Source organism: Myxococcus sp. MISCRS1 (genome assembly GCF_026626605.1).
Classification (GTDB): domain Bacteria; phylum Myxococcota; class Myxococcia; order Myxococcales; family Myxococcaceae; genus Myxococcus; species Myxococcus fulvus.
The window spans coordinates 4,011,805-4,032,870 of sequence record NZ_JAPNKB010000001.1; the positions used below are offsets into that span (position 1 = coordinate 4,011,805).

Consider the following 21,066-nt stretch of genomic DNA (forward strand, 5'->3'; position numbering starts at 1 on the left):
AGTGCCTGACAGGGTGCTCCCCGCGCTTCGTGTTTCGGGCATACGCGAAGTGCGCGGCTGAACAGCCGGCCTCACGGCGCTCATCACACTGTGATGACCCCGGTTACACCGGGGCCCGCGCGGCATCGCGTCCCTGCACCTCGAGAGCATCGTCCCTTCGCACGGTTGGCGCTCGCGCCGGCATGGCCTGGGGCTTGCTCAACCGCGCGGCGTCTTCGGCCCGCTTCACCGCGCGCCTCATCGAGGTCATCCATGCGTACCTTCCTCAGCGTCCTCGCGAGCCTCACCACGCTCGCCGCCTGTGCCTCCGAGCCGAGGCGGCTCGCGCCGTCCCTGGACCCATCGAACCCCGAGGCGCCCGAGTCCCCGGCCGCCCCACTCTCCAGCGCGCTCGCGGCCGCGCTTCCCGACGCGAAGCCGCCGCGCGTGCCGGAGGCCGAGAAACCGGCGCCGCCCGATGCGGGCACCCCGCTCTACACGTGCCCGATGCACCCCGAGGTCCAGTCGGACAAGCCCGGCGTGTGCCCCAAGTGCAACATGAAGCTGACGCCGGCGAAGCCCACGTCGGGCCATGAGGGACACGGAGAGCACCGGTGAGACGCGCGCTCGTCGCCGCCGCCCTGGTGTTCACGGGCGGCTGTGCCTCCATCCAGAAGGAGAAGGGCCACGCGGAGGTCGCCACGCTCGTCGAGGAGCGCATCGGCCGCAAGACGCGCTGGAATCAGGGGACGCCGGAGGACGCGGAGGTCTCGAGGCATCTGGACACGTTGCTCGCGGGAGCGCTGACCTCGGACCACGCGGTGGAGGTGGCGCTGCTCAACAACCCCGCGCTCCAGGCGACATACGAGGACCTGGGGGTGTCCCAGGCGGACATGGTGCAGGCGGGGCTGTTGAGCAACCCGACGTTCGACGGGAGCATCGGCTTTCCGCTCACGAGTGACGGCGTGAGCGAGACGGAGTTCTCGCTGGTGCAGGGCTTCGTGGAGCTGTTCACCCTGCCCTTGCGCAAGCGCGTGGCGCAGGAGCAGTTCATCGCGGACACGCTGCGCGTCGCGCACGAGGCGCTCGCCACGGCCGCGGAGGCGCGCAAGGTGTTCCGCGAGGTGCAGGCGCGGCAGCAGCTGGTGGAGCTGCGTCGGATGGTGCTCGAGGCCTCGGAGGCCGCCGCCGAGCTGGCGACGCTCCAGCACGCCGCGGGCAACCTCACGGACCTGGACCTGGCGACGGAGAAGGCCGCGGCGGAGGAGGCCCGGCTGGAGCTGGCGCGCGAGGAGCTGACGCTGGTGGAGGACCGCGAGCGGCTCAATCGCTTGTTGGGCCTGTGGGGTGGGAGGACCCAGTGGGCCATCGCGGAGAAGCTGCCCGCGCCGCCCGAGGAGGAGGCGACGCTGGAGCGGCTGGAGTCGCTCGCCATCCGGCAGCGGCTGGACATCGATGCGGCGCGCAAGCAGACGGAGCTGATGTGGAACGCGCTGGAGCTGGCGCGCAGCACGCGCTTCTTCGGCCGGGTGGACGTGGGCGTGCACACGCACCGGGACGCGAACGGTCCGCGACTGCTCGGGCCCACGCTCTCGCTGGAGCTGCCCATCTTCGACCAGCGCCAGGCGCTCATCGCGAAGCTGGAGGCGCAGCATCGACAGAGCGAACGGAGGCAGACGGAGCTGTCGGTCAACGCGCGCTCGGAGGTCCGCGCGGCGCGGGCCCGGCTGCTGACGCTCCGAGGCGTGGCCGAGCGGTATCAGCGCGTGGTGCTGCCGCTGCGCGAGCAGGTCGTCGAGCAGTCCCAGCTCCAATACAACGCGATGCAGATTGGCCTGTACGCGCTGCTCGACGCGAAGCAGTCCCAGGTCGAGGCGTACCGCGCGTACATCGAGACGGTCCGCGATTACTGGATGGCGCACGCGGAGCTGGAGCAGCTCGTCGGAGGTCGGCTCCCGGGTGGGCGCCGCGCGACGCCCGCCGCCGCGCCGGAGCATCCCCGCCCAACGCCCACTGAAACCGAAACGCCTTCCGGCCACGGCCACGCGCCCGAGCATGGCCACGGAGTCACACCATGAAGTCCCTCCTCTCCCCCTTCGCTTCGAGCACGACGGACACGGAGGACCCGACGGCGCGCAAGAGGACCTCCACGGACGAGCGGGCGCCCAGCGCCACGTCCGACGCCGCGTCGACCCACGACACGGAGGTCTCCGGCAAGCTCAGCCGACGGAGCATGCTGGCGACGGCAGGGGCCACGCTCGCGGGCGGGGCGCTGCTGCTCCAGGGCGGCGCCGCGCAGGCGCAGACGGCGGCGCCTCGCGCGAGCCCACCGGCGCGGCGCGACTGGCAGTCCCCCGGGATGCCGAACCGGGACTACCGGCCGGTCATCGTGCCCAACGGGACGAAGCTGCCGTGGAAGCTGGTCAACGGGGTGAAGGTCTTCCACATGGTGGCCGAGGAGGTGGAGCACGAGCTCGCCCCGGGCCTGAAGGTCCACTGCTGGGGCTACAACGGCCAGGTGCACGGGCCCACCATCGAGGTGGTGGAGGGGGACCGCGTCCGCTTCTACGTCACCAACCGGCTGCCCGCGCCCACGACGGTGCACTGGCACGGGCTGCTGTTGCCCAACGGCATGGACGGCGTCGGGGGGCTCAACCAGAAGTCCATCGCACCGGGAGAGACGTTCCGTTACGAGTTCACCATCCGCCAGTCGGGCACGGGCATGTACCACTCGCACCACGACGAGATGACGCAGATGGCGCTCGGCATGGTGGGGCTGTTCATCATGCACCCGCGTCGTCCGGTGGGTCCGCGCGTGGACAAGGACTTCGCGCTGATGCTGCACGAGTGGCGCGTGGACCCGGGCACGCGGCGACCGGACCCGAACGAGATGACGGACTTCAACCTGCTCACGTTCAACGCGAAGGCGTTCCCCGGGACGGAGCCGCTGGTGGTGCGCCAGGGCGAGCGCGTGCGAATCCGCCTGGGCAACCTGAGCGCGATGGACCACCACCCCATCCACCTGCACGGCTACCACTTCCGAATCACGGAGACGGACGCGGGCCGCATCCCCGAGTCCGCGCAGTGGCCGGAGACCACGGTGCTCGTGCCGGTGGGCAGCACGCGCAGCATCGAGTTCGTCGCGGACGCGCCCGGTGACTGGGCGATGCACTGCCACATGACGCACCATCTGATGAACCAGATGGGGCATGACATCCCGAACCTCATCGGCGTGAATCCGGGAGGGCTCGACGCGAAGGTGCGCAAGCTCCTGCCGGGTTACATGACGATGGGGCAGACGGGCATGGGCGACATGGTGGAGATGGGCATGCCCGTGCCGACCAACTCCATCCCCATGAGCGGAGCGCGCGGCAAGCACGACGTCATCACCATGGGCGGCATGTTCACGGTGCTCAAGGTGCGCGAGCGGCTGACGGGTAACGCGGACCCGGGCTGGTACGAGAACCCGCCCGGCACGCTGGCGATGGCGGCCAGCACGTCCGAGCTGAGCCAGGACGGCATCGACGTGGACGCGCCGCCGAAGGCGGAGCCCGCGTCTCCGGGTGGGCTGGCGCACGGCTGAGCCGGGTGCTCGCTCAGCCCACGGCCTCTTCGTCGGAGTCGTCGTATTCGTACTCGCCGACCTGTCCCCAGCTCCCGTCCTTCTTCTGGCGATAGGTGTACGAAATCGACTGGAGGCCCGTCTTGAAGCGCTGGTGCAGGAGGAAGAGCTTCTGCACGGCGACCTCGACCTCCTCGTCCGGGGTGACGCTCCCCTGTCCCTTCCCCGTGGGGGTGATCTGGATGCGGTAGCGCTCCACATCCTCCTCACCGGGGACCCGCTCGACCCGGAGGAGCGCACCCGTCCACTCATCGGGCAGGAGGGAGAGGACCGCCGCGCCCAGCTCGCGGTCGACGGGCAACTGTTCTTCTGAAAGCTCCGTGGCCATGCAGCACCCTTACCATTCAGGAAAGAGGACGACCTAGGTCTTGGGATTGGGAATGACTTGTGAGTGACCCGTGATGGGTTTACCCGAGCCATCGAGCAGCGAGTGAGCGACCTCGGTGGGCCGGCCCGATGAACCTGAGTACTTCGGCTCGCTGACGAACAGGGTGTTCGGCGTGGTCTTCGCGGTGGCGATGGATTTGTTCTCCAGCCGCTTCTTGACGCTGAGGTTCGACTTGGTGCCGTGCTCCGCGATGACGTTCTCGGGCACGTTCACCAGGTCCTGGTTCGCCACGCCGCGCTCCGGCCCCAGATGCCCCCGGTGGTCGATTCCGGATTGGTACCCATCCGGCTTGATGTGGCTGACACCCTCCTTCTTGTACTTCTTGGGTGGATCCAACGGGACCTCGCTGAGCACCGTCCGCCCCTTGCCGTCCAGGAAGTACGTCGACTTCCGGCCCTGGGGGTCGGTGTAGACAATCTTCTTCTGCGCCTGGAGCTTCTTCTTCTTGTGGATGCGGCTCTTGATGGGGAGGGTCAGCAGCGTCTCGACCCGCGTGACGCCCTTGGCGGACTTGCCCCCCTTGGCGCTGGCCTTCCCCTTCTTCGAGTGGACCAGCCCCAGGACATCGACCTGGTCGAGCGGATGGGGCGCATAGGCATACAGGTTGCTGCCGCCCCCCGTGCCCAGCGGGTCGCTCTGGAGATACCGCCCCAGGCGAGGCTCGTAGTAGCGGAAGCGGTTGTAGAAGAGCCCCGTCTCCGCGTCGTGATAGTGCCCCACCATCCGCAGCGGGCAGTCCACCGTGGACGCGGCGTCGACCTCCACGTGCCCATACGGCTCGATGCGCGTGGCGCGCCAGACCGGCTGACCTCGCGCGTCCTCGATGCGGGTCGGCGTGCCGTTGGGGCTCGTGAAGAGCGTGTAGACGCGCCCCGTCGAAGGGTGCGCCTCCGGGTGCTCGTAGTCCACGAACAGCAGCGGCACCAGGGCGTCGTGGGCCCCATACACGTGGATGCGCAGCCTGCCGTCGGAAGCGTGCTCCGCCGCCAGTCGCTCGCCATCCCAGTAGAACCAGGTCTGCCGCGCCCCGCGTCCGCACCGGATGCGCCGACCGATGGCGTCGTAGTCCGCCGTCCACGGCTCCGCGTGGCCATCCTCGACGCGGATGAGCATGTCCGCGCTGTCGTAGGTGTAGCGGACCCGGGAGCCGTCCTCGCGGTGTCGCTCCGCGATGTGATTGCGGTCGTCGTAGACGAAGCGCTCCCCGTTGGCCTCGACCAACCGGTTGCCCTCCTGGAGCACCACGCCTCGCAGCCCCGGCTTCGCCAGCAGGTTGCCCGCGGCGTCCAGGTGGTACAGGTGTCGCCCGCCGGGGCCGTCCTCCTCCACCAGCCGGTGCGCGGCATCCACCGTGTACAGCGTCTCGCCGTCCACGCTGTCGTGGACGCCGATGCAGTCGCCCTCCGGGGTGCGCTCGTAGCGGACCCCGTGGTGCTGGAGCTGCCCGTCGTCGGTCCAGCGCCACCGCAGTGTCGAAAGCGGCCAGCCCCGGTCGTCATGCTGGCGAAGCTCGCGGGTGCCCTGGGCGTGCTCCCGCAGCACCCACCCCGCCGAGTGCTTCCAGATGGCGTGCGCTCCGCCGGTCGGGTCGACCACCTGGACGAGCGACCCCTGCTCGTCCACCACGGTGGAGGTGAAGCCCAGCACCTCGGTGCGCCGCTCACGGCCCCTCACGGTGTGCACGACGCCCAGGCCATCGCGCAGGTCGCTTCGCATGCGTCCTCGCGCGTCGCGCTCGAGCGCCACCGTGTGCGCGTCCGTGGAGGCGCGGATGACCTGGTCCTCCAGGTCGAAGGCCAGCAAGTGCGTTGCCCCCGAGGCGAGGGCGCACGTCACCAGGTGCCCCTCCTGTTCGTAGTCCAGCCTCAGCAGCCACCTGCCGTGTCCGTCCCGCTTCTCCACCAGGCGGTCGCCCACGTCCCAGACGTATTCGTCCCGCGCCACCCCGTGGCGCGTCACCCGGACGAGCCGGTCCTTCTCATCCCGCGCGTACTCGCTGACGGCGCCTCCCGCGTCCTCGACACGGACCACCTCCTCCGTGGAGGAGTGGGCGACGTGCAGGGTGTGTCCGAGCGCGTCCGTCTCGGACACGACGAGGTTCCACCGGCCTATCCCCCACCGGGTGATGGAGCCGTCCGCGTCCTGGTGCCACACCCGGTTGCCGCCGGTGTCGTAGCTCCACGCCTGGACCCGGCCCGCTGCGTCCACCTCCTTGATGCAGCGGCCCAGTCGGTCGTACTCGCGAACCGGGGCGGTCGCCTCCTCCGCCGGGGGGTGGGCCCTCACCAGCGTGGCCAGGACGGTGGACAGCTCCGCGGGGACACGCTCGAGCAGCGTCGGGAGGTCCCGCGTCGCCACGGACGCAAGCTCCTCCATGCGGAGGCCCAGCAGGTGGCCCAGGGGCGTGACGGGATGACTGAAGAGGTCGGGGCCCGGAGGGTCGGCCTGCGTCTCCGCCGGAGGCAGGCGCTGCCCGAAGGGGTCCAGCAGCCCCGTGTGGGCGCCCTGTGCATCGTAGAGCCAGCGGGTGACCCGGCCCCCTGAGTCCACCTCACGCACGATGCCGCCGTCCGCATCCACCTCCCGCCGGAGCACCCCGCCGTAGGGGTCCACCCGCTCCAGCAACGTGTCGTTCGCGTCGTACTTGAAGACGGAGACTCCGCCCTGGCGCTCCGTGACGCGCGTCTCGCGACGCTCGGCGTCGTATTCGAAGCGGGCCCACCAGAGCCCGTCCTCTCCGGACGTCTCCACGCAGCGCCCCTGGTCGTCGTACTTCCACCAGAAGCGGTAGCCGCCGGGCGTGGTCATCTCCGTCCAGCGGTGCGCTTCGTCATGGACCAGCGCATGACGGCCGCCCTCCGCGTCACACGACGTCACCAGCCGTCCCCGCTTGTCGTAGCCGTACGAGGCCAGGCATTCAGGAGGACCGCCATCGCGCAGCCGCAGGAGCGACGTCATCCGGCCCCGTGCGTCGTAGGCGCAGGCGTAGCGCTGACGTCCGTGCCGCGTCCGCTCGATGAGCAGGACGAGCCGCGCGCCCCGATAGCGCAGCTCCAGCTCCGCGTCCGGGCTCCGGACGAAGCGCAGGCGCGCCAGCGGCTCCGCGCCCGCCAGCTCCAGCTCGAAGCGCGGCGCATCCGCCTCGCACACCTCGAAGCGCCGGGCGTCCAACCTCCGGAGCACCACGCCCTGCTGGAGCGTCTCCACCTCCCCGGGCCCCATCGGCGTGAAGTCGATGACGCGTCCCTGGCCGTTCTCGTAGCGCCAGGCCTGTCGCATCAAGCGCAGGGTGTGCTGGTACTCGTGTCGGAAGCCCCACCCCAGCGGGCCCTGCTCGGTCACGCGCGCCGTGGTGTAGTGCCGCCGCCAGCGAAAGAGGCCGGGCGGCGGAGACACCGCGTCCGTGAACTCGTCGAAGTTGGCCCCGGTGATGATGTCCACCGGATGTCCACCCGTGCAGTGGACCCCGTTCTGCGCCTTGCGCGTCTTGCGCAGCGCCTTCACCTTGCGCAGCAACGCCCCCAGCAGCGCGAAGCCCGCGCGCATGGCCAGGGCCATCAAGGAGACGGTCGGCGCGCCGCCCACCAGGACCGGCAGCGGGATGGACAACACCACCGTCGTGGGGAGCACCAGCGACTTCGTGGTCTTCTTCTTCTTGAGCCGGGGGATGGGCGGGATGCCGATGTCCTGACAGCTCAGGACCGGGAGGCCCAGGTAGCTGAAGGCGTCTCCATCCACGGACACCGTGCTGCTGCCCATGAAGAGCTCCGACTCGTTGGCCGGAGGCTTCACGAACACGCCGCCCAGGGGGATGTGCGGTGGCAGCGCGATGCCGGACGAGCCCGCCTGCGCGCGCGGCAGTCCGCCCACCAGCACCGTGGCCCCCAGGACGGGCACGTAGTCGACGGGGTCGAACACCAGCCCCAGGTGCGGATGAGGGATGGGGACCGGGGGGACGGGGCCCGGCGGCTGGACGAGGTGGATGTCGATGCCCAGCAGCAGGTCGAAGTGCTTCGCGGCCGGCATCATGACGACGGCCTCCGCGAGTCTGGGGGGCGCCACGCCGGGCCCAGCAGCCGCGACATCTGCTCCTCGACGACGCCTCGGTGCGCGCGGTACTTCCACGTCCGCGTCAGGCGCATCAGCCCGTCGCCCAGGTAGCCCAGCGTGGACGTGCGGCGCGTCTCCTCGTCCATCCGGTGCGCCACGGGGAAGGCGCGCACCCCGCAGGCCCAGGAGGCGTCATGGTCCCGGGCCAGCTCATAGCCGTAGGCCGCCATGCGCCAGCACTCCAGCAGCATGCGGTCGTCCTTCAGTTGCTCGGCCAGCGGCGCCGTGTCGCGATACAGGTCTCCGCTTCGCGAATAGGTGCGCGCGCAGATGAGCGCGCCCCCCAGGGCCATGCGCACCTTGAGTTGCAAGGGGAGGCCCTGCGCTTCACCTCGCTGATGCGCGGCCAGGGCCTCGGCCTCCGCGGAGCGGTAGCAGGCGACGGCCGCCGGGAAGTCCTCCTTCGTCATGTACCCCGTGGCCAGCGCCACGTGCGTCGCGACGACGAGGTGGCTCCACTCCTGGGCCTTCGCCACCGCCACCGCTTCGGTCGCCAGGCCCCGCGCCGCCTCCAGGTCCCGCGCCTCCAGGGCGCGGCCCAGCTTCACGTACAGGTGCCGGAAGTGGCCTTGCGGCGTGTCCAGGTGCCCGGCCGCCGAGGACACCTCCTCCATCGCCGCGCCCATGTCGAGTCCCGCCACGAAGGTGCGGACCCGGCGGGCCTGGGCCCGCGCCACCTCCGCCAACGTGGGCGAGGAGGGGTCATCGAAGCACACCAGCCGCACCTGGGCCGCGTGCGCCTGAAGCACCGTTCGCTCGACCCACGCCGTCCAGTCCGCGCTCGAGGAGACCGCCTCCGGGAGGAGCACGAGCACGAGGTGGCGGAACAAGGGCTGGTGGTGCTCGTGAAAGGACTCCGCCACGCGCAGGAAGACGCGCGCGTCGTCCTGGCCCGGCTCCCGACGAGGCGGCACCCAGGACGCATCCACGCCCGCCTGCTCCAGGTCATGCCGGAGCGCGTGGTACTGCGAGGCCATCGCCTCCACCAGCTCCAGGCCATGGTGGGAGGGCGTGGCGAAGGGCACCTCCAACCGCAGGAACAGGTCCGGTGACACGCCGCCGTCGTGCTCCTCGACGACGAAGAAGGTGTCCATGAGCTTCCGCTCGTTCGGCGCGAGGACCCAGCGAAGCAGGCGCGCATCGTCGTCCTCGGCGAAGGCAGCCCACTGCGCCTGGAGTCGTTCGACGCGGCGAACGATGGGCGCGCGGAGACTGTCCAGGCTCGTGTTCGGTCCCATGGCCCACCCCGCGCATGGTCCCTGGACACGCCTCAGGGAACCGGCGCGGAGAGACGTTGGCGGACCTCATCGACTCCTGACAAAGCCGGGTGGGCTCGCAGGGTCTGAAAGCCCTCACATCCGCGAGCGATTGTCAGGCGCCAGACTGCACATGCCCGGTCCACGGCGGACAGGGACAGGGAGGTTCGGAGAGACCTCGACCCCGCACGGGTGCTCGATGCGCTCCCGCACATCGATGGAGGGCGGTGGCCTGGAGTGCTTCACAGCCTCGGACGACGCCCGGGAGGCATCCGTCTTCCAGGCGCCGGTTTCCTCGGCGCTCGTTCCCGGTCCTTCGTCGCAGCGCTCTCGCGGCGGGAGGACACGGCGGCCGACAGCAGCCGGCGGAAGCGGGGACACTCCAGATGGCTCGGTGCGGGACAGCTCGCGGCGTGCCTCAAGCCGTCGCGCATGGCGCTCAATCGTCGGATGGTGCTGTCGAGCTCCTCCGCCTTCTCGACCAGCAACTTCCGATCGATGGCCAGGCGCCCATCCGGCGCGAACATCCGGGCAATCTCCTCCAGCGAGAAGCCCGCCTCCCGCCCCAGCGCGATGAGCGCGAGCCGCTCCAGCACGTCCGGACCGAACAGGCGGCGCAGGCCCCGTCTGCCCGTCGAGGAGAGCAGCCCCTTCTCCTCATAGAAGCGCAGCGTCGAGGCGGGTACGCCCGAGCGCCGCGCCACCTCGGTGATGTCCAGGTCTCTCATCCGCTTGACCTCAAGTCGACTTGAACTGGCACTCTAGCGTCCACAGCACATCTCATTCGGTAAAGGAGACACGCGATGACCGCCGGAACCCCATCCCCCCTGGAGCAGGAGGCCCTCTGGAAGGGCCCCGCGGGACACGCCTGGGTGGATACCCGGGAGGTGCTCGAGCAGCTGTTCAAGCCCTTCGAGTCCCTGTTCATCGAGGTCGTGCGGACCCTGGGCGCCCACCGGGTGCTCGACGTGGGCTGCGGAACGGGGAGCACGACGCTCGCCGTCGCCCGGCATCTCGGCTCGACGGGACAGTGTGTCGGACTCGACGTCTCCACGCCGATGCTCGCCGTGGCGCGGGAACAAGCCGAGGCACAGCACGTGGCCGCCCGCTTCATCGAAGCGAACGCGGAGACGCATGCCTTCGAGCCCGCGTCGTTCGACCTGGTGATGTCCCGCTTCGGCGTCATGTTCTTCGACGACCCGGTCCGGGCCTTCACGAACCTCCGACGCGCGGCCACCGGTGACGCCCGGCTGTGTTGCATCGCCTGGAGGAGCCCGGAGGAGAACCCGTTCATGACGACCGCGGAGAAGGCCGCGGCGCCCTACCTGACGAACATCCCTCCCCGCATCCCGGACGCGCCGGGACAGTTCGCCTTCGCGGACCCGAACCGCGTCCAGCGCATCCTGGAGCAGAGCGGCTGGACGGACATCACCCTGCGCGCCATCGACGTCCCTTGCACCATGCCTGCGCGAAGCCTGGCTCGGTACGTCACCCGGCTCGGACCCGTGGGCCGGGTGATTCAGGAGCTCGACGAACAGGCACGGGCGAAGCTCGTCGACACCCTGCTCGCCGCCTTCAGCCCCTTCGTCCACGGCGACGAGGTGCGGCTCACCGCCGCCTGCTGGCGCATCGAGGCCCGCGCTCCGACCGTCGCCACCTAGGACGGCGTCCCATTCCCTGCTGCCACCACGGTGGCAGCAGGGTGGCGGTACTCCGTGCGCCTCACCTCCACCGGGGCGCACACGATGTTCACGCTTTCAATCAACTGGCTCGCCGTTCTCCTCTCGACCGTGGCGCTGCAGGTGCTCGGCGCCGCGTGGTACATGGGGGTCATCCCGAAGCCATATGCGCTGGCGCTCGCGCGCACCGACCTGGCGGGCCGCAAGCCGGAGCCCCTCTTCATCGTGGGTCCCCTGCTCTGCGGACTCGTGGTGACGCTGACGAACGCGGTCCTGCTGCGCTCGTTCCACCTCGACACGATGCCGAACGCGCTCGCGTTCGGCGTCATCAGCGGGCTCGGCTATCTCGTCGCCACGGTGTTCAACGTGGCCATCAATCCCAACATGCCCAGGCCGCTGCTCTACGGGGTCATCAACGCGCCCTACTTCCTGGTCAGCAACCTCGTGAGCTGCGCTATCCTCACCGCCATGGCGTAGCGCGGAGGACGCATGCGACGCGCGGACCGGCTGTTCGAGATTCTTCAGGTGCTGCGGCGGGCCAAGGGTCCGATGACGGCCAGCGCCATCGCCGAGAAGCTCGAGACCAGTCAGCGCACCGTGTACCGGGACCTCGCGGCGCTGATGGCCCGCCGCGTGCCGATTCGAGGAGAAGCAGGGGTCGGCTACGTGCTGGAGCGCGGCTTCGACCTGCCGCCGTTGATGCTGACACCCAGCGAAATCGAGGCGGTGGTGCTCGGCGCGCAGTGGGTGGCGGCCAACGCGGACAAGACGTTGTCGGCGGCTGCGGAAGGCGTGTTGGCCAAGGTCGCCGCCATCGTCCCGGAGCACCTGCGCGAGCTGGTCGACGACCCGGTGGTGGGCACTCCACCGGCGAGGCACAAGCACCCCGACGGGACGGTCGACCTGGGGCGGCTGCGGGAGTGGTCACGGAAGCAACTGAAGCTCCACCTCCACTACACCGACGCGGAGGGCCTCACGAGCCAGCGCACGGTGTGGCCCATCCTCGTGGGCTACGTGACGGGCGTCCGCGTATTGATTGCATGGTGTGAGCTGAGGCGCGACTTCCGCTACTTCAGGACCGAGCGCCTGCTCAGCGTGGACTTCCTCGACACACCGTACCCCGAGCGCCGCGCGGCCTTGCGGCGACGCTGGGAGGCACACTTGAAGCTCGCGAAGTAGAACGGCCCATCCGCCCGCCACCCCGGGGGCTCGCGAGGAGCACACCGCCTTCACCCGGTGAGCGGCACCGCGCCGGGCCGCTCGCGGTGTCCACGCTTCGCGCGGGCTTTCATCTTCAGGCGCGCCTCATCCACGGCGACGTGCCGCGCTCAGGTCTTCATCTTCAGCCGCGTCTCGTGCACGGCGTCGCCCACCGCACCGGGCTTGCCCTGCTCGGCGGCGCGCAGCAAGCGGAGGATGCCGGGGCCCAGGACATCAATCTCCGTGGACGCATACGTCTCCGTGCCGAAGCGCCGGATGGTCTCCGTCTGCGTCTTCAGGATGCGCACGTCCTGGTTGAAGATGTGGAGCGCCACCGGCATGGCCACGGGCAGCACGGCGCGCAGGAGCCAGCGCGGCAGCGGCAGCCGGAACGTCACCACCGCGTACACCATCGTGTCCCACTCCGACACGGGCGTCATCGCCGAGGTCACGATGATGTGGCTCCCCTCGCCGATGCGGTACTCCACCTGCGCGATCGACGGCATCAGGAACCGGTCGAAGTGCTGCACCACGCCGCCGCCCGGCGCCAACAGCCTCCCCACGACACCACTGGGACGCGGCTCGCCGATGTACTCCGCCTCCACCCGGTCCGCGCTGCGCCGCACCACCACGTCAATCTCGTTGCGCTTCTCCTCCGTGCGGAACAAGCCCCCGTGCAGGTACGCCGTGTGCGGCACGTCGAGCGTGTTCTCCAGCGTCGCGTGCAGCGAGCCCGGCGCGCGCAGGATGCGGCGCACCGTGGTGTAGTCCCCCGCCTCCAGCAACGGGAAGCGGAACGGCTCCGTCGTGGGCACCGCGCCCGGCGTCGAGTACACCCAGATGAACCCATCCTGCTCCCGCGTCGCATACGACGTCGCGCAGCGCGAGCGGGCCTCCGGCTCGCCCATGAACCCCGGGATGGCGCGGCACTGCCCGCCCGTGTCGAACTTCCAGCCGTGGTAGCCGCACTGGAGCTGTCCGCCCTTCACGCGCCCCAGCGACAGCGGGACGTTGCGGTGCGGGCAGCGGTCCACCAGCGCGCCAGGCGTGCCGCCCTCGCCCCGGAAGAGCACCAGCGGCGTGCCCTGGAGCGTGCGCGCCAGCGGCTTGTCCTTCAGCTCACGCGAGGAACAGAGGATGAACCACGCATTCGGCAGGTTGACGACGGAGACGTGACCGGCGGGCGGGCTCATACGACGCAGTCTAATGGCCCGCACGGCCGGTGCACGTCTTCCCTCGCAGGCCCGCGCCGCCCGTCGGGGGGCGAGCAGTCACCCTCCCCCGGCGCTCCCCGGACCTACAGCTTCAGCCGCCGCAGCCTCAGCGCGTTGGCGATGACCGACACCGAGGACAGGCTCATCGCCGCGCTGGCGAAGATGGGGCTCAGGAGCAGGCCGAAGAAGGGGTACAGCACCCCCGCCGCCAGTGGGACGCCCAGGAGGTTGTAGATGAAGGCGAAGAAGAGGTTCTGCCGGATGTTGCGCAAGGCCCCCTGACTCAGCCGGCGCGCCCGGACCATACCCCTCAGGTCCCCCTTCACCAGGGTGACACCCGCGCTCTCCATCGCGATGTCCGTCCCCGTCCCCATCGCGATGCCCACATCCGCCTGCGCCAGCGCCGGCGCGTCGTTGACCCCATCTCCCGCCATCGCCACCACGCGGCCCTCTTGCTGCAGCCGCTTCACCACGTCCCCCTTCCCCTCCGGCAACACCCCCGCGATGACCTCGGAGATACCCAGCCTGCGCGCCACCGCCTCCGCCGTCGTCTGACTGTCCCCCGTCAGCATCACCACGCGCAGCCCCTCCTGGCGCAGCAGCGACAAGGCCTCCGGCGTCGACTCCTTCACCGGGTCCTCGACGCCCAGGAGCCCCGCCGCGCGGCCCGACACCGCCACCAGCACCACCGTCTGCCCCTCCTGACGCAGCGACTCGGCCCGCGCCGTCAGCGCCGTGGCCTCCACGCCGCGCGCCGACATCAGCGCCGCGTTGCCCAGCGCCACCTCCACGCCGTCCACCCGCCCCACCACGCCCTTGCCCGTCTCCGAGCGGAAGTCCTCCACCGCCGTCAGCACCGCCCCGCGCTCCTTCGCGCCGGAGACAATCGCCTCCGCCAACGGGTGCTCGCTGCCCCGCTCCAGGCTCGCGGCCAGCCGCAGCAGCGTCGCCTCGTCGATGCCCTCGGAGGCCACCACCGACACCAGCCTCGGCTTGCCCTCGGTGAGCGTGCCCGTCTTGTCCACCACCAGCGTGTCCACCGCCTCCAGCCGCTCCAGCGCCGCCGCGTCGCGGATGAGGACGCCCGCCTGCGCGCCCCGCCCCGTCCCCACCATGATGGACATGGGCGTGGCCAGGCCCAGCGCGCACGGGCACGCGATGATGAGCACCGCCACCGCGTTCACCAGCGCGTGCGCCAGCCGAGGCTCCGGCCCCCACACACCCCACACCACCGCCGTCACCACCGCCACCGCGATGACCACCGGCACGAAGACCGCCGCCACCTTGTCCGCCAGCCGCTGGATGGGCGCGCGCGTGCGCTGCGCCTCGCTCACCCGCTGGACGATGCGCGACAGCAGCGTGTCCTTGCCCACGCGCTCGGCCTTCATCACCAGCGAGCCCGTCCCATTCACCGTGCCGCCCGTCACCTTCTCCCCACGTGACTTCTCCACCGGCAAGGACTCGCCCGTCACCATCGACTCGTCCACGGCGCTGGCGCCCTCCAGCACCTCGCCGTCCACCGGCACCTTCTCACCGGGGCGCACCCGCAGGCGGTCACCGGGGTGCACGTGCGCGAGCGGCACGTCCTCCTCGTGCCCGTCCTCGCGAATCCGCCGCGCTACCGGGGGCGCCAGGCTCAACAGCGAGCGCAGCGCCCCGGACGTCGCGTGCCGCGCCCGCAGCTCCAGCACCTGCCCCAGCGCCACCAGGGTGACGATGACGGCGGCGGCCTCGAAGTACAGCGGCGCGGTGCCTCCGTGTCCGGTGCGCAGCCCGTGGGGCAGCAGGTCCGGGAAGAGCGTGGCGAAGACGCTGAAGACATACGCCGCGCCCGTGCCCAGGGCGATGAGCGTGAACATGTTGAGGTGCCGGTTCTTCACCGACGCCCAGCCGCGCTGGAAGAAGGGCCAGCCGCCCCACAGCACCACGGGCGTCGCCAGCAGCAGCTGCGCCCAGGCCAGCACCGACGCGGGCACCGCGTGCTGCACGGGCTGCCCCGGAATCATGTCCGACATCGCCAGCACCAAAAGCGGCACCGTGAGCCCCATGCCCACCAGGAAGCGCCGCCACATGGACGTCAGCTCGGGGTCCGGCCTGTCCTCGGGCAGCACCGTGCGCGGCTCCAGCGCCATGCCGCAGAGGGGGCAGCTCCCCGGCCCCTCGCGCACCACCTCCGGATGCATGGGGCACACGTACTCGACGCGCGTCTCGGGGACCGAGAGCGTCTCCGGCTCCAGCGCCATGCCGCACTTCGGGCAGGCCCCCGGATGGTCCTGACGCACCTCCGGGTCCATGGGGCACACGTACATCGTCCCCGGCGCGGCGGGAGGCGGCGGCTCGGGCGACTCCGGGGGCGGCGCGAGGTAGCGCGCCGGGTCCGCGGCGAAGCGCTCACGGCACTTCGGGTTGCAGAAGTGGAAGGTGCGCCCCTCGTGCTCCAGGCTGCCGCCCTTGGGGGCGCTCGGGTCCACCTTCATCCCGCAGACCGGGTCGATGGCGTGCGCCCCCTCGCTCGGAGGAGGGGGAGCCGAGGGGTGCGGGTGGGAGTGGGAGCCCGGGTGGGAGTGGCGATGCATGGTGCGTCTCCTTTCCCCCGGGCCAACGAAACACCCGGCGGACTCTTACAGGTCATTTCCTTGAACATCGCGGTCCAAGGAAATGACGGCGGCCGGGCGAGCAGGCGCAATGGGCGCACCTGCTCCCCGAGCCCTACCGCGCGAGGCGCGGGTTCACGGAGAGCAGTGGTTCGAGAGGCTGTAGCGCTGGGCCAGGACGGAGCGCGCGCTGCTGTTCCAGAAGTTGCGGAGCGTCTGCTCCGCGTGTGGCATCCGGTGGTCCGCCGAGCAGGGCACGGTGTGGATGTAGTTCGGCGCCAGGTCGGCGGGGCTGTCGAAGTCGTAGGAGGTCGACGTGGCCGTCATGTGGCACCCCCGGCAGTGCGGTCGGATGACGCCCTCGTAGACGATGCGGTCCTCCTTGCTCGTGTTCCACGCGGGAGGGACGAAGTCGCTCACGGAGACGGCCGTGGGGTCCGACGGGTCCTTCCCGCCATAGAGGCCCTTGATGTACCTGCTGGTCTCCGGCGACAGCGGCGTGAGCGCGACGAGCGCGTTCAGCTTGCGGAAGTTCTCCCGCTGGAGGTCGAAGTCATTCTGGCTCCGGTAGGTGAAGGAGTACGGGTCGAAGGGCAGGAACCGGGCGGCCGTGCTGACGGCGATGACCGAGGTTCCCCCCAGCCCGGCGGAGGAGTTGAGGCCGTGACAGGCCAGGCAGTTGTGGGGCACCGACTTGTGCGCCCCCGTGGAGTCGAGCGGCGCGATGTTGGAGCGTGTCCCGTCCGGGCCGTACACGACGAACTTGATGGCATTCGGCAGGAGGTTCGGCGGCGTGTACACCATCGCCACCGTGGCGAACTGACCGACTCCGCCATGGGCCAGCGAGAGGGCGCTCGAAGGCACCGCCGGGAAAGCCGCCTGTCCCACGGAGTTGCCGTAGTTGTTGACGTAGCACGCCACGCCCTTGTCCAGGAGCCCCGTGCCCAGGAGCACGTCGAAGGACTTGCAGTGCATCTCACGCCCGAAGCCGAGGTCGGCCGAGTTGTAGTAGACGGCCGTCACCTCGTTGGTCGGGAACCCATACGTCTGCTTGAAGTTGGCCAGCGTGGTCGGGAGCCCCGCGGTGGCGTAGTAGAGGGCGGTCGCGGTCTCGGTCGCGTCGCCCTTCTTCCCCAGGTAGTTGTAGACGTTGACGCCGGTGGAGGCATCGGCTGGGTTGAGCGCGGTGGAGAGGACCGAGATGGTCGGGAAGGGCGACCCACACTCCGCCATATAGGTCTGCCAGGACTTGTGGGCGTGCTGGTAATAGCAAGACAGGTAGTTGGCATCCTCGAAGTGGACCAACCGGGGCGCCGCGTCGGCCTGGAACTTCTGGACGACGCGGAGCTTCACCATCTTGCCCAGCGGCCAGCGCTGGACCTCGGCGGCCGTGGGGACGGGCGTGACGTTCCGGGAGAGCAGGTAGACCGGGTCGGGCGAGGCCGCGTTCCAGGTGCCGGGAATCGTGCTCGAGTACGCGGTCTCCAGGAGGTCCCAGTTCGAGTCGAGCGATGGGTCGAGGTCGGGCTTCCTGAGGACCTGGATCTCCACCTTGGCGTTGGGGGCGCTCATGATCATCCCGACGAGAATCTGGACGCCCACCGTGGTGCTGCCGCCACGCGTCTCACCCGACCGTGGATTCGTGACGAAACCCGGGGGTAACGCCGTGGCAGTCAATGCTGTCAGCAATGCGAGTGTGACCATGGACTCCCTCCTTGGGAGAGCTGGGAACGCTGGTTTGGAGTGAGGGGGGAATCACGGAGTGTGATTGTCCATCCGCGCGCACTCCATCCGACGCCAGGGAGGGGTCGCCCGCCTCACCCATTCCTTTCACGGGCCACGACAACGCGATGAGCAGCCTGACCCAATCGCATTCACTGACAGCCTCTTCATCCACTTGGACGGTACTCATCCACCCCGCAGGCACGCGCCGCGCCCGCACTCCCGTGCCTACTTGGGCGGCGCGTTGTAGCCCGCATCGCCATAGGGTTTGAGGCGGTCCAGCCACAGGTTCTCCAGCACGCGGAGTTCCTCATTGAGGTCCACGCCGGGCTCCTTGGGCGGCTCGAGCACGTCGAGCACCTCGAAGGTGAACTGCTCCGCGCCGTAGCGCTTCCAGTCCTCGAGCAGCGCGGGGATGCGCGGCATGTTCATGGTCAGCTCGAAGCGGATGCGGTTGAGCATGCCCGGGACGTTGAGCGCCGAGCCCACCAGCACCTTGCCGTTGGCGTGGTTGCGCACGGCGAACACGCCCATCTCGGGAGGGTTCTCCTTGTACTCGCGCTTGAGGTCCGAGCGGCGGGCCCGGCTTGCGTTGGCATCAGGGGACGACATGGGCGACTTCCTCGTGGGGTGGGTGGGGATTTCGCGGCAGCGCTGGAGCAGGCGTTGTTCGAGCCGCGCGTGGGCCTGGGCATCGCGAGGCGCGAGCCAATCCGGACCGGCCTTCGCCCAGTCCGGGTCCGCCGGGTCCAGCCCGAGCAGGCCCAAGAGCCCGGGCTCGCAGATGAAGAACTGCTCGCGGAAGGGGAAGAGGTAGCCCCCGAACTCGCGCAGCGACGCGGCGGCCTCCTCGTAGGAGGTGAACCAGCGGTTGAGGTACGTGCCGCCGGTGCGGGAGAGCAGCCGCTCGAAGTCGACCCGGGGCGCATCGCGCGCCTCCAGCGCCTGCTTCAAGTCGCTCCAGGTGGCGTGGCCCTGCTCCCTCGCGATGACGGCGAGCGCGTGCTTGCGCTGGATGGAGTCACGGCGCGCGAGCACCTCGCCCAGCGAGAGGCTGGCGAAGCCGGGCAGCACGCGCAGCCGCTCCGCCGCGCGCGAGGCCTTCGCGGAGTCGTCCGCGGCGAGCGCCTTGAGCAGGAGCGACGCGCGGACCTTGCACTCTTGGAGGGAGAGGGGCTCGGAGGTGTCTGCAACGGTTCCCATGAGAAGTCCCTGAACGGCGGCCCCACCCGTGTCATGGGCCGTGGAAGGAACTCATCGGAAACTGTCGGACCTGCCGGATGAAGCGAGGGTGACGTCGTCTTTTCGGGCAGGCGCCCCTCGGCACCCGCGAAAGAGTTAACGGCGCGCCCGGGACTTCGGCAAGCGCTTTCTCGCCGGACCCGAGCGCCCTGCCCGCCGCCTGCTCAGGAGCGCGCCTTGCACGAACAGTCCAGGCAGCCGTGGGACGCACAGGTGCCGCAGCTGCGCTCCAGCTGCTTCTTGAGGGCCTGCCGCGCGCGGTGCAGGCGCACGCCCGCGTTGTTGGGGGTGATTCCCGCCTCCCACGCCACGTCCAGCACGGAGCGCTCCTCCAGGTCCACCTCGCGGACCATCTGGGCGTACTCGGGCTTGAGGGTGGGCAGCAGCTCGCCCACGCACGCGCAGACGGCCTGCCTGAGCTCGGGGTCCTCGGAGGGCTCCTCGGCTCCGAGCGCCTCGCGCGCCAGCGCACGCCCCTCCACCTGCTGATGGCGGTAGTGGTCCACCAGCGCGTTGCGCAGCAACCGGTAGAACCACGTCACCGCGCCCTCCTCGTCGTCGAGGACACGCTGGCTCTCCAGCGACTTCACGAAGGCGGACTGGAGGATCTCCTCCGCCGTCGCGCGGTTGCCCACGCGCCGCTCCACGAAGGCGAGGAACTGGCGATGGTTCTCCACCAGCGCCCGCGTCACCGCGTCGCCCTCCTCGCGCATCGCCTCGGTGTTCTCGGACGCGCTCACTTCACCACCAACAGGCCCTTCATCATCTGCATGCCGCAGGTGAACTCGAACGTGCCGACCTTGTCCGGCACGAAGGACACCACGGTCTCCGTCAGGCCGGGCAGCGGGCGCTGGATGCCGAAGTCGGGGATGAGCAGCTCGTCGCCGCAGCCCCCCGAGTCCTTGCGCACGAAGCGCAGCCGCGCGGGCACGCCCTGCTTCAGCGTCACCTCGCTCGGCTGATAGCCGCCCTGCACTGTAATCGTCACCTCCTGCACCGCGTCGCCGCCCGTCGCCTCGGGCTTCGCGGCGGACTTCGGCGCGTCCGTGGGCGTCAGCAGGAAGCCGATGAAGTACTCCGCGTCCTCGGGCATCGGCAGGCGCACCGTCACCTCCCGCTCCACGTCCGAGGCAGGCAACGTGCCGCTCAGGTACGCGCCGCCCGCCTCGGGCACCAGCGGCGCGGAGGCGCCCGTCACCTCCACCACGCCCTTGCGTCCCGCGAGCGGCAGCGGCTGCCGGAAGGCATCCGTCACCCAGACCCGCACCTCGCCGGAGCGTAGGGACAGCACCTCCAGATGCGTGTCGCCGCTCATCGCCACGACGCCGCCGTGGAAGGGCGTGTGGTCGTGCTCCAGCGCCACCGCCTCGGCCACCACGCGCCCCTCGGCCTCCGTGCCCTTCACGTGCACGCGCTGCCCCACGCGGGTGCTCAGCAGGCCCTTCGCGTCCTGTCCTGGCGCCGCGAGCACCAGCGCGGTTGCGCCACCGTCCCGGACCAGCGAGTACACGCCGCCCTGCTTCGCGCAGTCCGCGGCGCTCAGGCCCTCGGGAGGCGTCGCGGGACAGGGCGCCACGCGCAGCGTCCCCACGAGCCCGTTGCCGTGTCCGTTCGCCTCCAGGTGCGCGGCGAAGCGAGCGACCTCCGGCTTCCCGTCCTTCACCACCGTCACCACCATGGCCAGGTGGTCATCGCCGTGCTCGGGCCCCTGTCCCGCCAGGTGGTCTCCCGCGGGTGTCAGCGTGACGTCCGGATAGCCGCCCTTGGCCACCTTCACCGAGCCCGTGGCCCCGTCCACCGGACGCGGCGCGAGCGACGCATCGAGCAGGTACACGCGATAACCGCCGGCCCGCGTCGTCACCAACTCCAGATGCCCCCGAGGCGTCGACTCCACCAGCCCACCGTGGGGCGCGGCGTGCGCATGCGGCGCTTCCTCGACGTGCGAGCGCGCGGCAGCGGCGACGGGCGCGGGCGCCGGTGACTCCTTCTTGCTGCATGCGGCCACCATCCCCGCCACCACCACCACCGCGATGAATCCGTGTCTCATCTCTCTCCTCAAT

The 21,066-nt window shown here is 70.3% G+C and carries 16 protein-coding genes; 6 read left to right on the top strand and 10 right to left on the bottom strand.

Translation table 11 applies throughout. The annotated features are described in order from the left end of the window. Positions 1–252: 252 nt before the first annotated feature. The 3 genes from OWM54_RS15520 to OWM54_RS15530 all read left to right on the top strand — a co-directional run bounded on the left by OWM54_RS15520 (position 253) and on the right by OWM54_RS15530 (position 3,562). Complete coding sequence (locus OWM54_RS15520) at positions 253–597, top strand: heavy metal-binding domain-containing protein (protein ID WP_267697989.1); 345 nt, start codon at positions 253–255, stop codon at positions 595–597. Then, positions 594–2,057: a TolC family protein gene (locus OWM54_RS15525; RefSeq protein WP_267697990.1), complete on the top strand. Its 1,464-nt coding sequence runs from the start codon at positions 594–596 to the stop codon at positions 2,055–2,057. Before OWM54_RS15520 ends, OWM54_RS15525 begins: the two co-directional genes overlap by 4 nt. A 155-nt stretch (positions 2,058–2,212) precedes the next feature. Next, positions 2,213–3,562 carry a multicopper oxidase family protein gene (locus tag OWM54_RS15530; protein ID WP_223783616.1) on the top strand — a complete coding sequence of 450 codons (1,350 nt, stop codon included), beginning with the start codon at positions 2,213–2,215 and terminating at the stop codon, positions 3,560–3,562. Between the two features lie 13 nt (positions 3,563–3,575). On the opposite strand, the gene OWM54_RS15535 is transcribed toward OWM54_RS15530, so the two are convergent. From OWM54_RS15535 to OWM54_RS15550, 4 genes are all read right to left on the bottom strand, one after another. Then, the gene (locus OWM54_RS15535; protein ID WP_223746078.1) at positions 3,576–3,929 is read right to left on the bottom strand and encodes a hypothetical protein; all 354 of its coding nucleotides are present in this window, start codon (positions 3,927–3,929) and stop codon (positions 3,576–3,578) included. Positions 3,930–3,962: 33 nt separating this feature from the next. Further along, complete coding sequence (locus tag OWM54_RS15540) at positions 3,963–8,018, bottom strand: RHS repeat-associated core domain-containing protein (protein WP_267697991.1); 4,056 nt, start codon at positions 8,016–8,018, stop codon at positions 3,963–3,965. Next, complete coding sequence (locus OWM54_RS15545; RefSeq protein ID WP_267697992.1) at positions 8,015–9,337, bottom strand: hypothetical protein; 1,323 nt, start codon at positions 9,335–9,337, stop codon at positions 8,015–8,017. The genes OWM54_RS15540 and OWM54_RS15545 overlap by 4 nt, the downstream gene beginning before the upstream one ends. 260 nt (positions 9,338–9,597) lie before the next feature. Next, positions 9,598–10,083 (bottom strand): helix-turn-helix domain-containing protein, encoded by a 486-nt coding sequence (locus OWM54_RS15550; protein ID WP_267697993.1) that lies wholly within the window; start codon positions 10,081–10,083, stop codon positions 9,598–9,600. A 75-nt stretch (positions 10,084–10,158) separates the two neighbouring features. On the opposite strand from OWM54_RS15550, the gene OWM54_RS15555 reads away from it, so the two are divergent. From OWM54_RS15555 to OWM54_RS15565, 3 genes are all read left to right on the top strand, one after another. Next, complete coding sequence (locus OWM54_RS15555) at positions 10,159–11,016, top strand: class I SAM-dependent methyltransferase (protein WP_267697994.1); 858 nt, start codon at positions 10,159–10,161, stop codon at positions 11,014–11,016. Between the two features lie 84 nt (positions 11,017–11,100). Next, entirely contained in the window at positions 11,101–11,511 is a 411-nt protein-coding gene (locus OWM54_RS15560; RefSeq protein ID WP_223746073.1) for a DUF1761 domain-containing protein, read from the top strand. A gap of 12 nt (positions 11,512–11,523) precedes the next feature. Beyond that, complete coding sequence (locus OWM54_RS15565; RefSeq protein ID WP_267697995.1) at positions 11,524–12,213, top strand: helix-turn-helix transcriptional regulator; 690 nt, start codon at positions 11,524–11,526, stop codon at positions 12,211–12,213. A gap of 149 nt (positions 12,214–12,362) precedes the next feature. On the opposite strand, the gene OWM54_RS15570 is transcribed toward OWM54_RS15565, so the two are convergent. The 6 genes from OWM54_RS15570 to OWM54_RS15595 all read right to left on the bottom strand — a co-directional run bounded on the left by OWM54_RS15570 (position 12,363) and on the right by OWM54_RS15595 (position 21,053). Then, entirely contained in the window at positions 12,363–13,427 is a 1,065-nt protein-coding gene (locus OWM54_RS15570; protein WP_141328262.1) for an aromatic ring-hydroxylating oxygenase subunit alpha, read from the bottom strand. A gap of 104 nt (positions 13,428–13,531) precedes the next feature. Beyond that, positions 13,532–16,024: a heavy metal translocating P-type ATPase gene (locus tag OWM54_RS15575; protein ID WP_267697996.1), complete on the bottom strand. Its 2,493-nt coding sequence runs from the start codon at positions 16,022–16,024 to the stop codon at positions 13,532–13,534. 153 nt (positions 16,025–16,177) lie between these two features. After that, positions 16,178–17,614 (bottom strand): hypothetical protein, encoded by a 1,437-nt coding sequence (locus tag OWM54_RS15580; protein WP_267697997.1) that lies wholly within the window; start codon positions 17,612–17,614, stop codon positions 16,178–16,180. 378 nt (positions 17,615–17,992) lie between these two features. After that, the gene (locus OWM54_RS15585; RefSeq protein ID WP_267697998.1) at positions 17,993–18,967 is read right to left on the bottom strand and encodes a GIY-YIG nuclease family protein; all 975 of its coding nucleotides are present in this window, start codon (positions 18,965–18,967) and stop codon (positions 17,993–17,995) included. Positions 18,968–19,170: 203 nt separating this feature from the next. Beyond that, the gene (locus tag OWM54_RS15590; RefSeq protein WP_420715379.1) at positions 19,171–19,719 is read right to left on the bottom strand and encodes an RNA polymerase sigma factor; all 549 of its coding nucleotides are present in this window, start codon (positions 19,717–19,719) and stop codon (positions 19,171–19,173) included. Between the two features lie 23 nt (positions 19,720–19,742). Continuing rightward, positions 19,743–21,053: a cupredoxin domain-containing protein gene (locus OWM54_RS15595; protein WP_267698000.1), complete on the bottom strand. Its 1,311-nt coding sequence runs from the start codon at positions 21,051–21,053 to the stop codon at positions 19,743–19,745. Positions 21,054–21,066 lie beyond the last annotated feature (13 nt).

What these genes read in the sequence shown, in the direction of transcription:
- OWM54_RS15540 (WP_267697991.1), bottom strand. Translation starts at nt 8,018, where the DNA reads ATGATGCCGGCCGCGAAGCACTTCGACCTGCTGCTGGGCATCGACATC.
- OWM54_RS15570 (WP_141328262.1), bottom strand. Translation starts at nt 13,427, where the DNA reads ATGAGCCCGCCCGCCGGTCACGTCTCCGTCGTCAACCTGCCGAATGCG.
- OWM54_RS15535 (WP_223746078.1), bottom strand. Translation starts at nt 3,929, where the DNA reads ATGGCCACGGAGCTTTCAGAAGAACAGTTGCCCGTCGACCGCGAGCTG.
- OWM54_RS15560 (WP_223746073.1), top strand. Translation starts at nt 11,101, where the DNA reads ATGTTCACGCTTTCAATCAACTGGCTCGCCGTTCTCCTCTCGACCGTG.
- OWM54_RS15595 (WP_267698000.1), bottom strand. Translation starts at nt 21,053, where the DNA reads ATGAGACACGGATTCATCGCGGTGGTGGTGGTGGCGGGGATGGTGGCC.
- OWM54_RS15530 (WP_223783616.1), top strand. Translation starts at nt 2,213, where the DNA reads ATGCTGGCGACGGCAGGGGCCACGCTCGCGGGCGGGGCGCTGCTGCTC.
- OWM54_RS15520 (WP_267697989.1), top strand. Translation starts at nt 253, where the DNA reads ATGCGTACCTTCCTCAGCGTCCTCGCGAGCCTCACCACGCTCGCCGCC.
- OWM54_RS15550 (WP_267697993.1), bottom strand. Translation starts at nt 10,083, where the DNA reads ATGAGAGACCTGGACATCACCGAGGTGGCGCGGCGCTCGGGCGTACCC.
- OWM54_RS15590 (WP_420715379.1), bottom strand. Translation starts at nt 19,719, where the DNA reads ATGCGCGAGGAGGGCGACGCGGTGACGCGGGCGCTGGTGGAGAACCAT.
- OWM54_RS15565 (WP_267697995.1), top strand. Translation starts at nt 11,524, where the DNA reads ATGCGACGCGCGGACCGGCTGTTCGAGATTCTTCAGGTGCTGCGGCGG.
- OWM54_RS15585 (WP_267697998.1), bottom strand. Translation starts at nt 18,967, where the DNA reads ATGGGAACCGTTGCAGACACCTCCGAGCCCCTCTCCCTCCAAGAGTGC.
- OWM54_RS15575 (WP_267697996.1), bottom strand. Translation starts at nt 16,024, where the DNA reads ATGCATCGCCACTCCCACCCGGGCTCCCACTCCCACCCGCACCCCTCG.
- OWM54_RS15580 (WP_267697997.1), bottom strand. Translation starts at nt 17,614, where the DNA reads ATGAGCGCCCCCAACGCCAAGGTGGAGATCCAGGTCCTCAGGAAGCCC.
- OWM54_RS15555 (WP_267697994.1), top strand. Translation starts at nt 10,159, where the DNA reads ATGACCGCCGGAACCCCATCCCCCCTGGAGCAGGAGGCCCTCTGGAAG.
- OWM54_RS15545 (WP_267697992.1), bottom strand. Translation starts at nt 9,337, where the DNA reads ATGGGACCGAACACGAGCCTGGACAGTCTCCGCGCGCCCATCGTTCGC.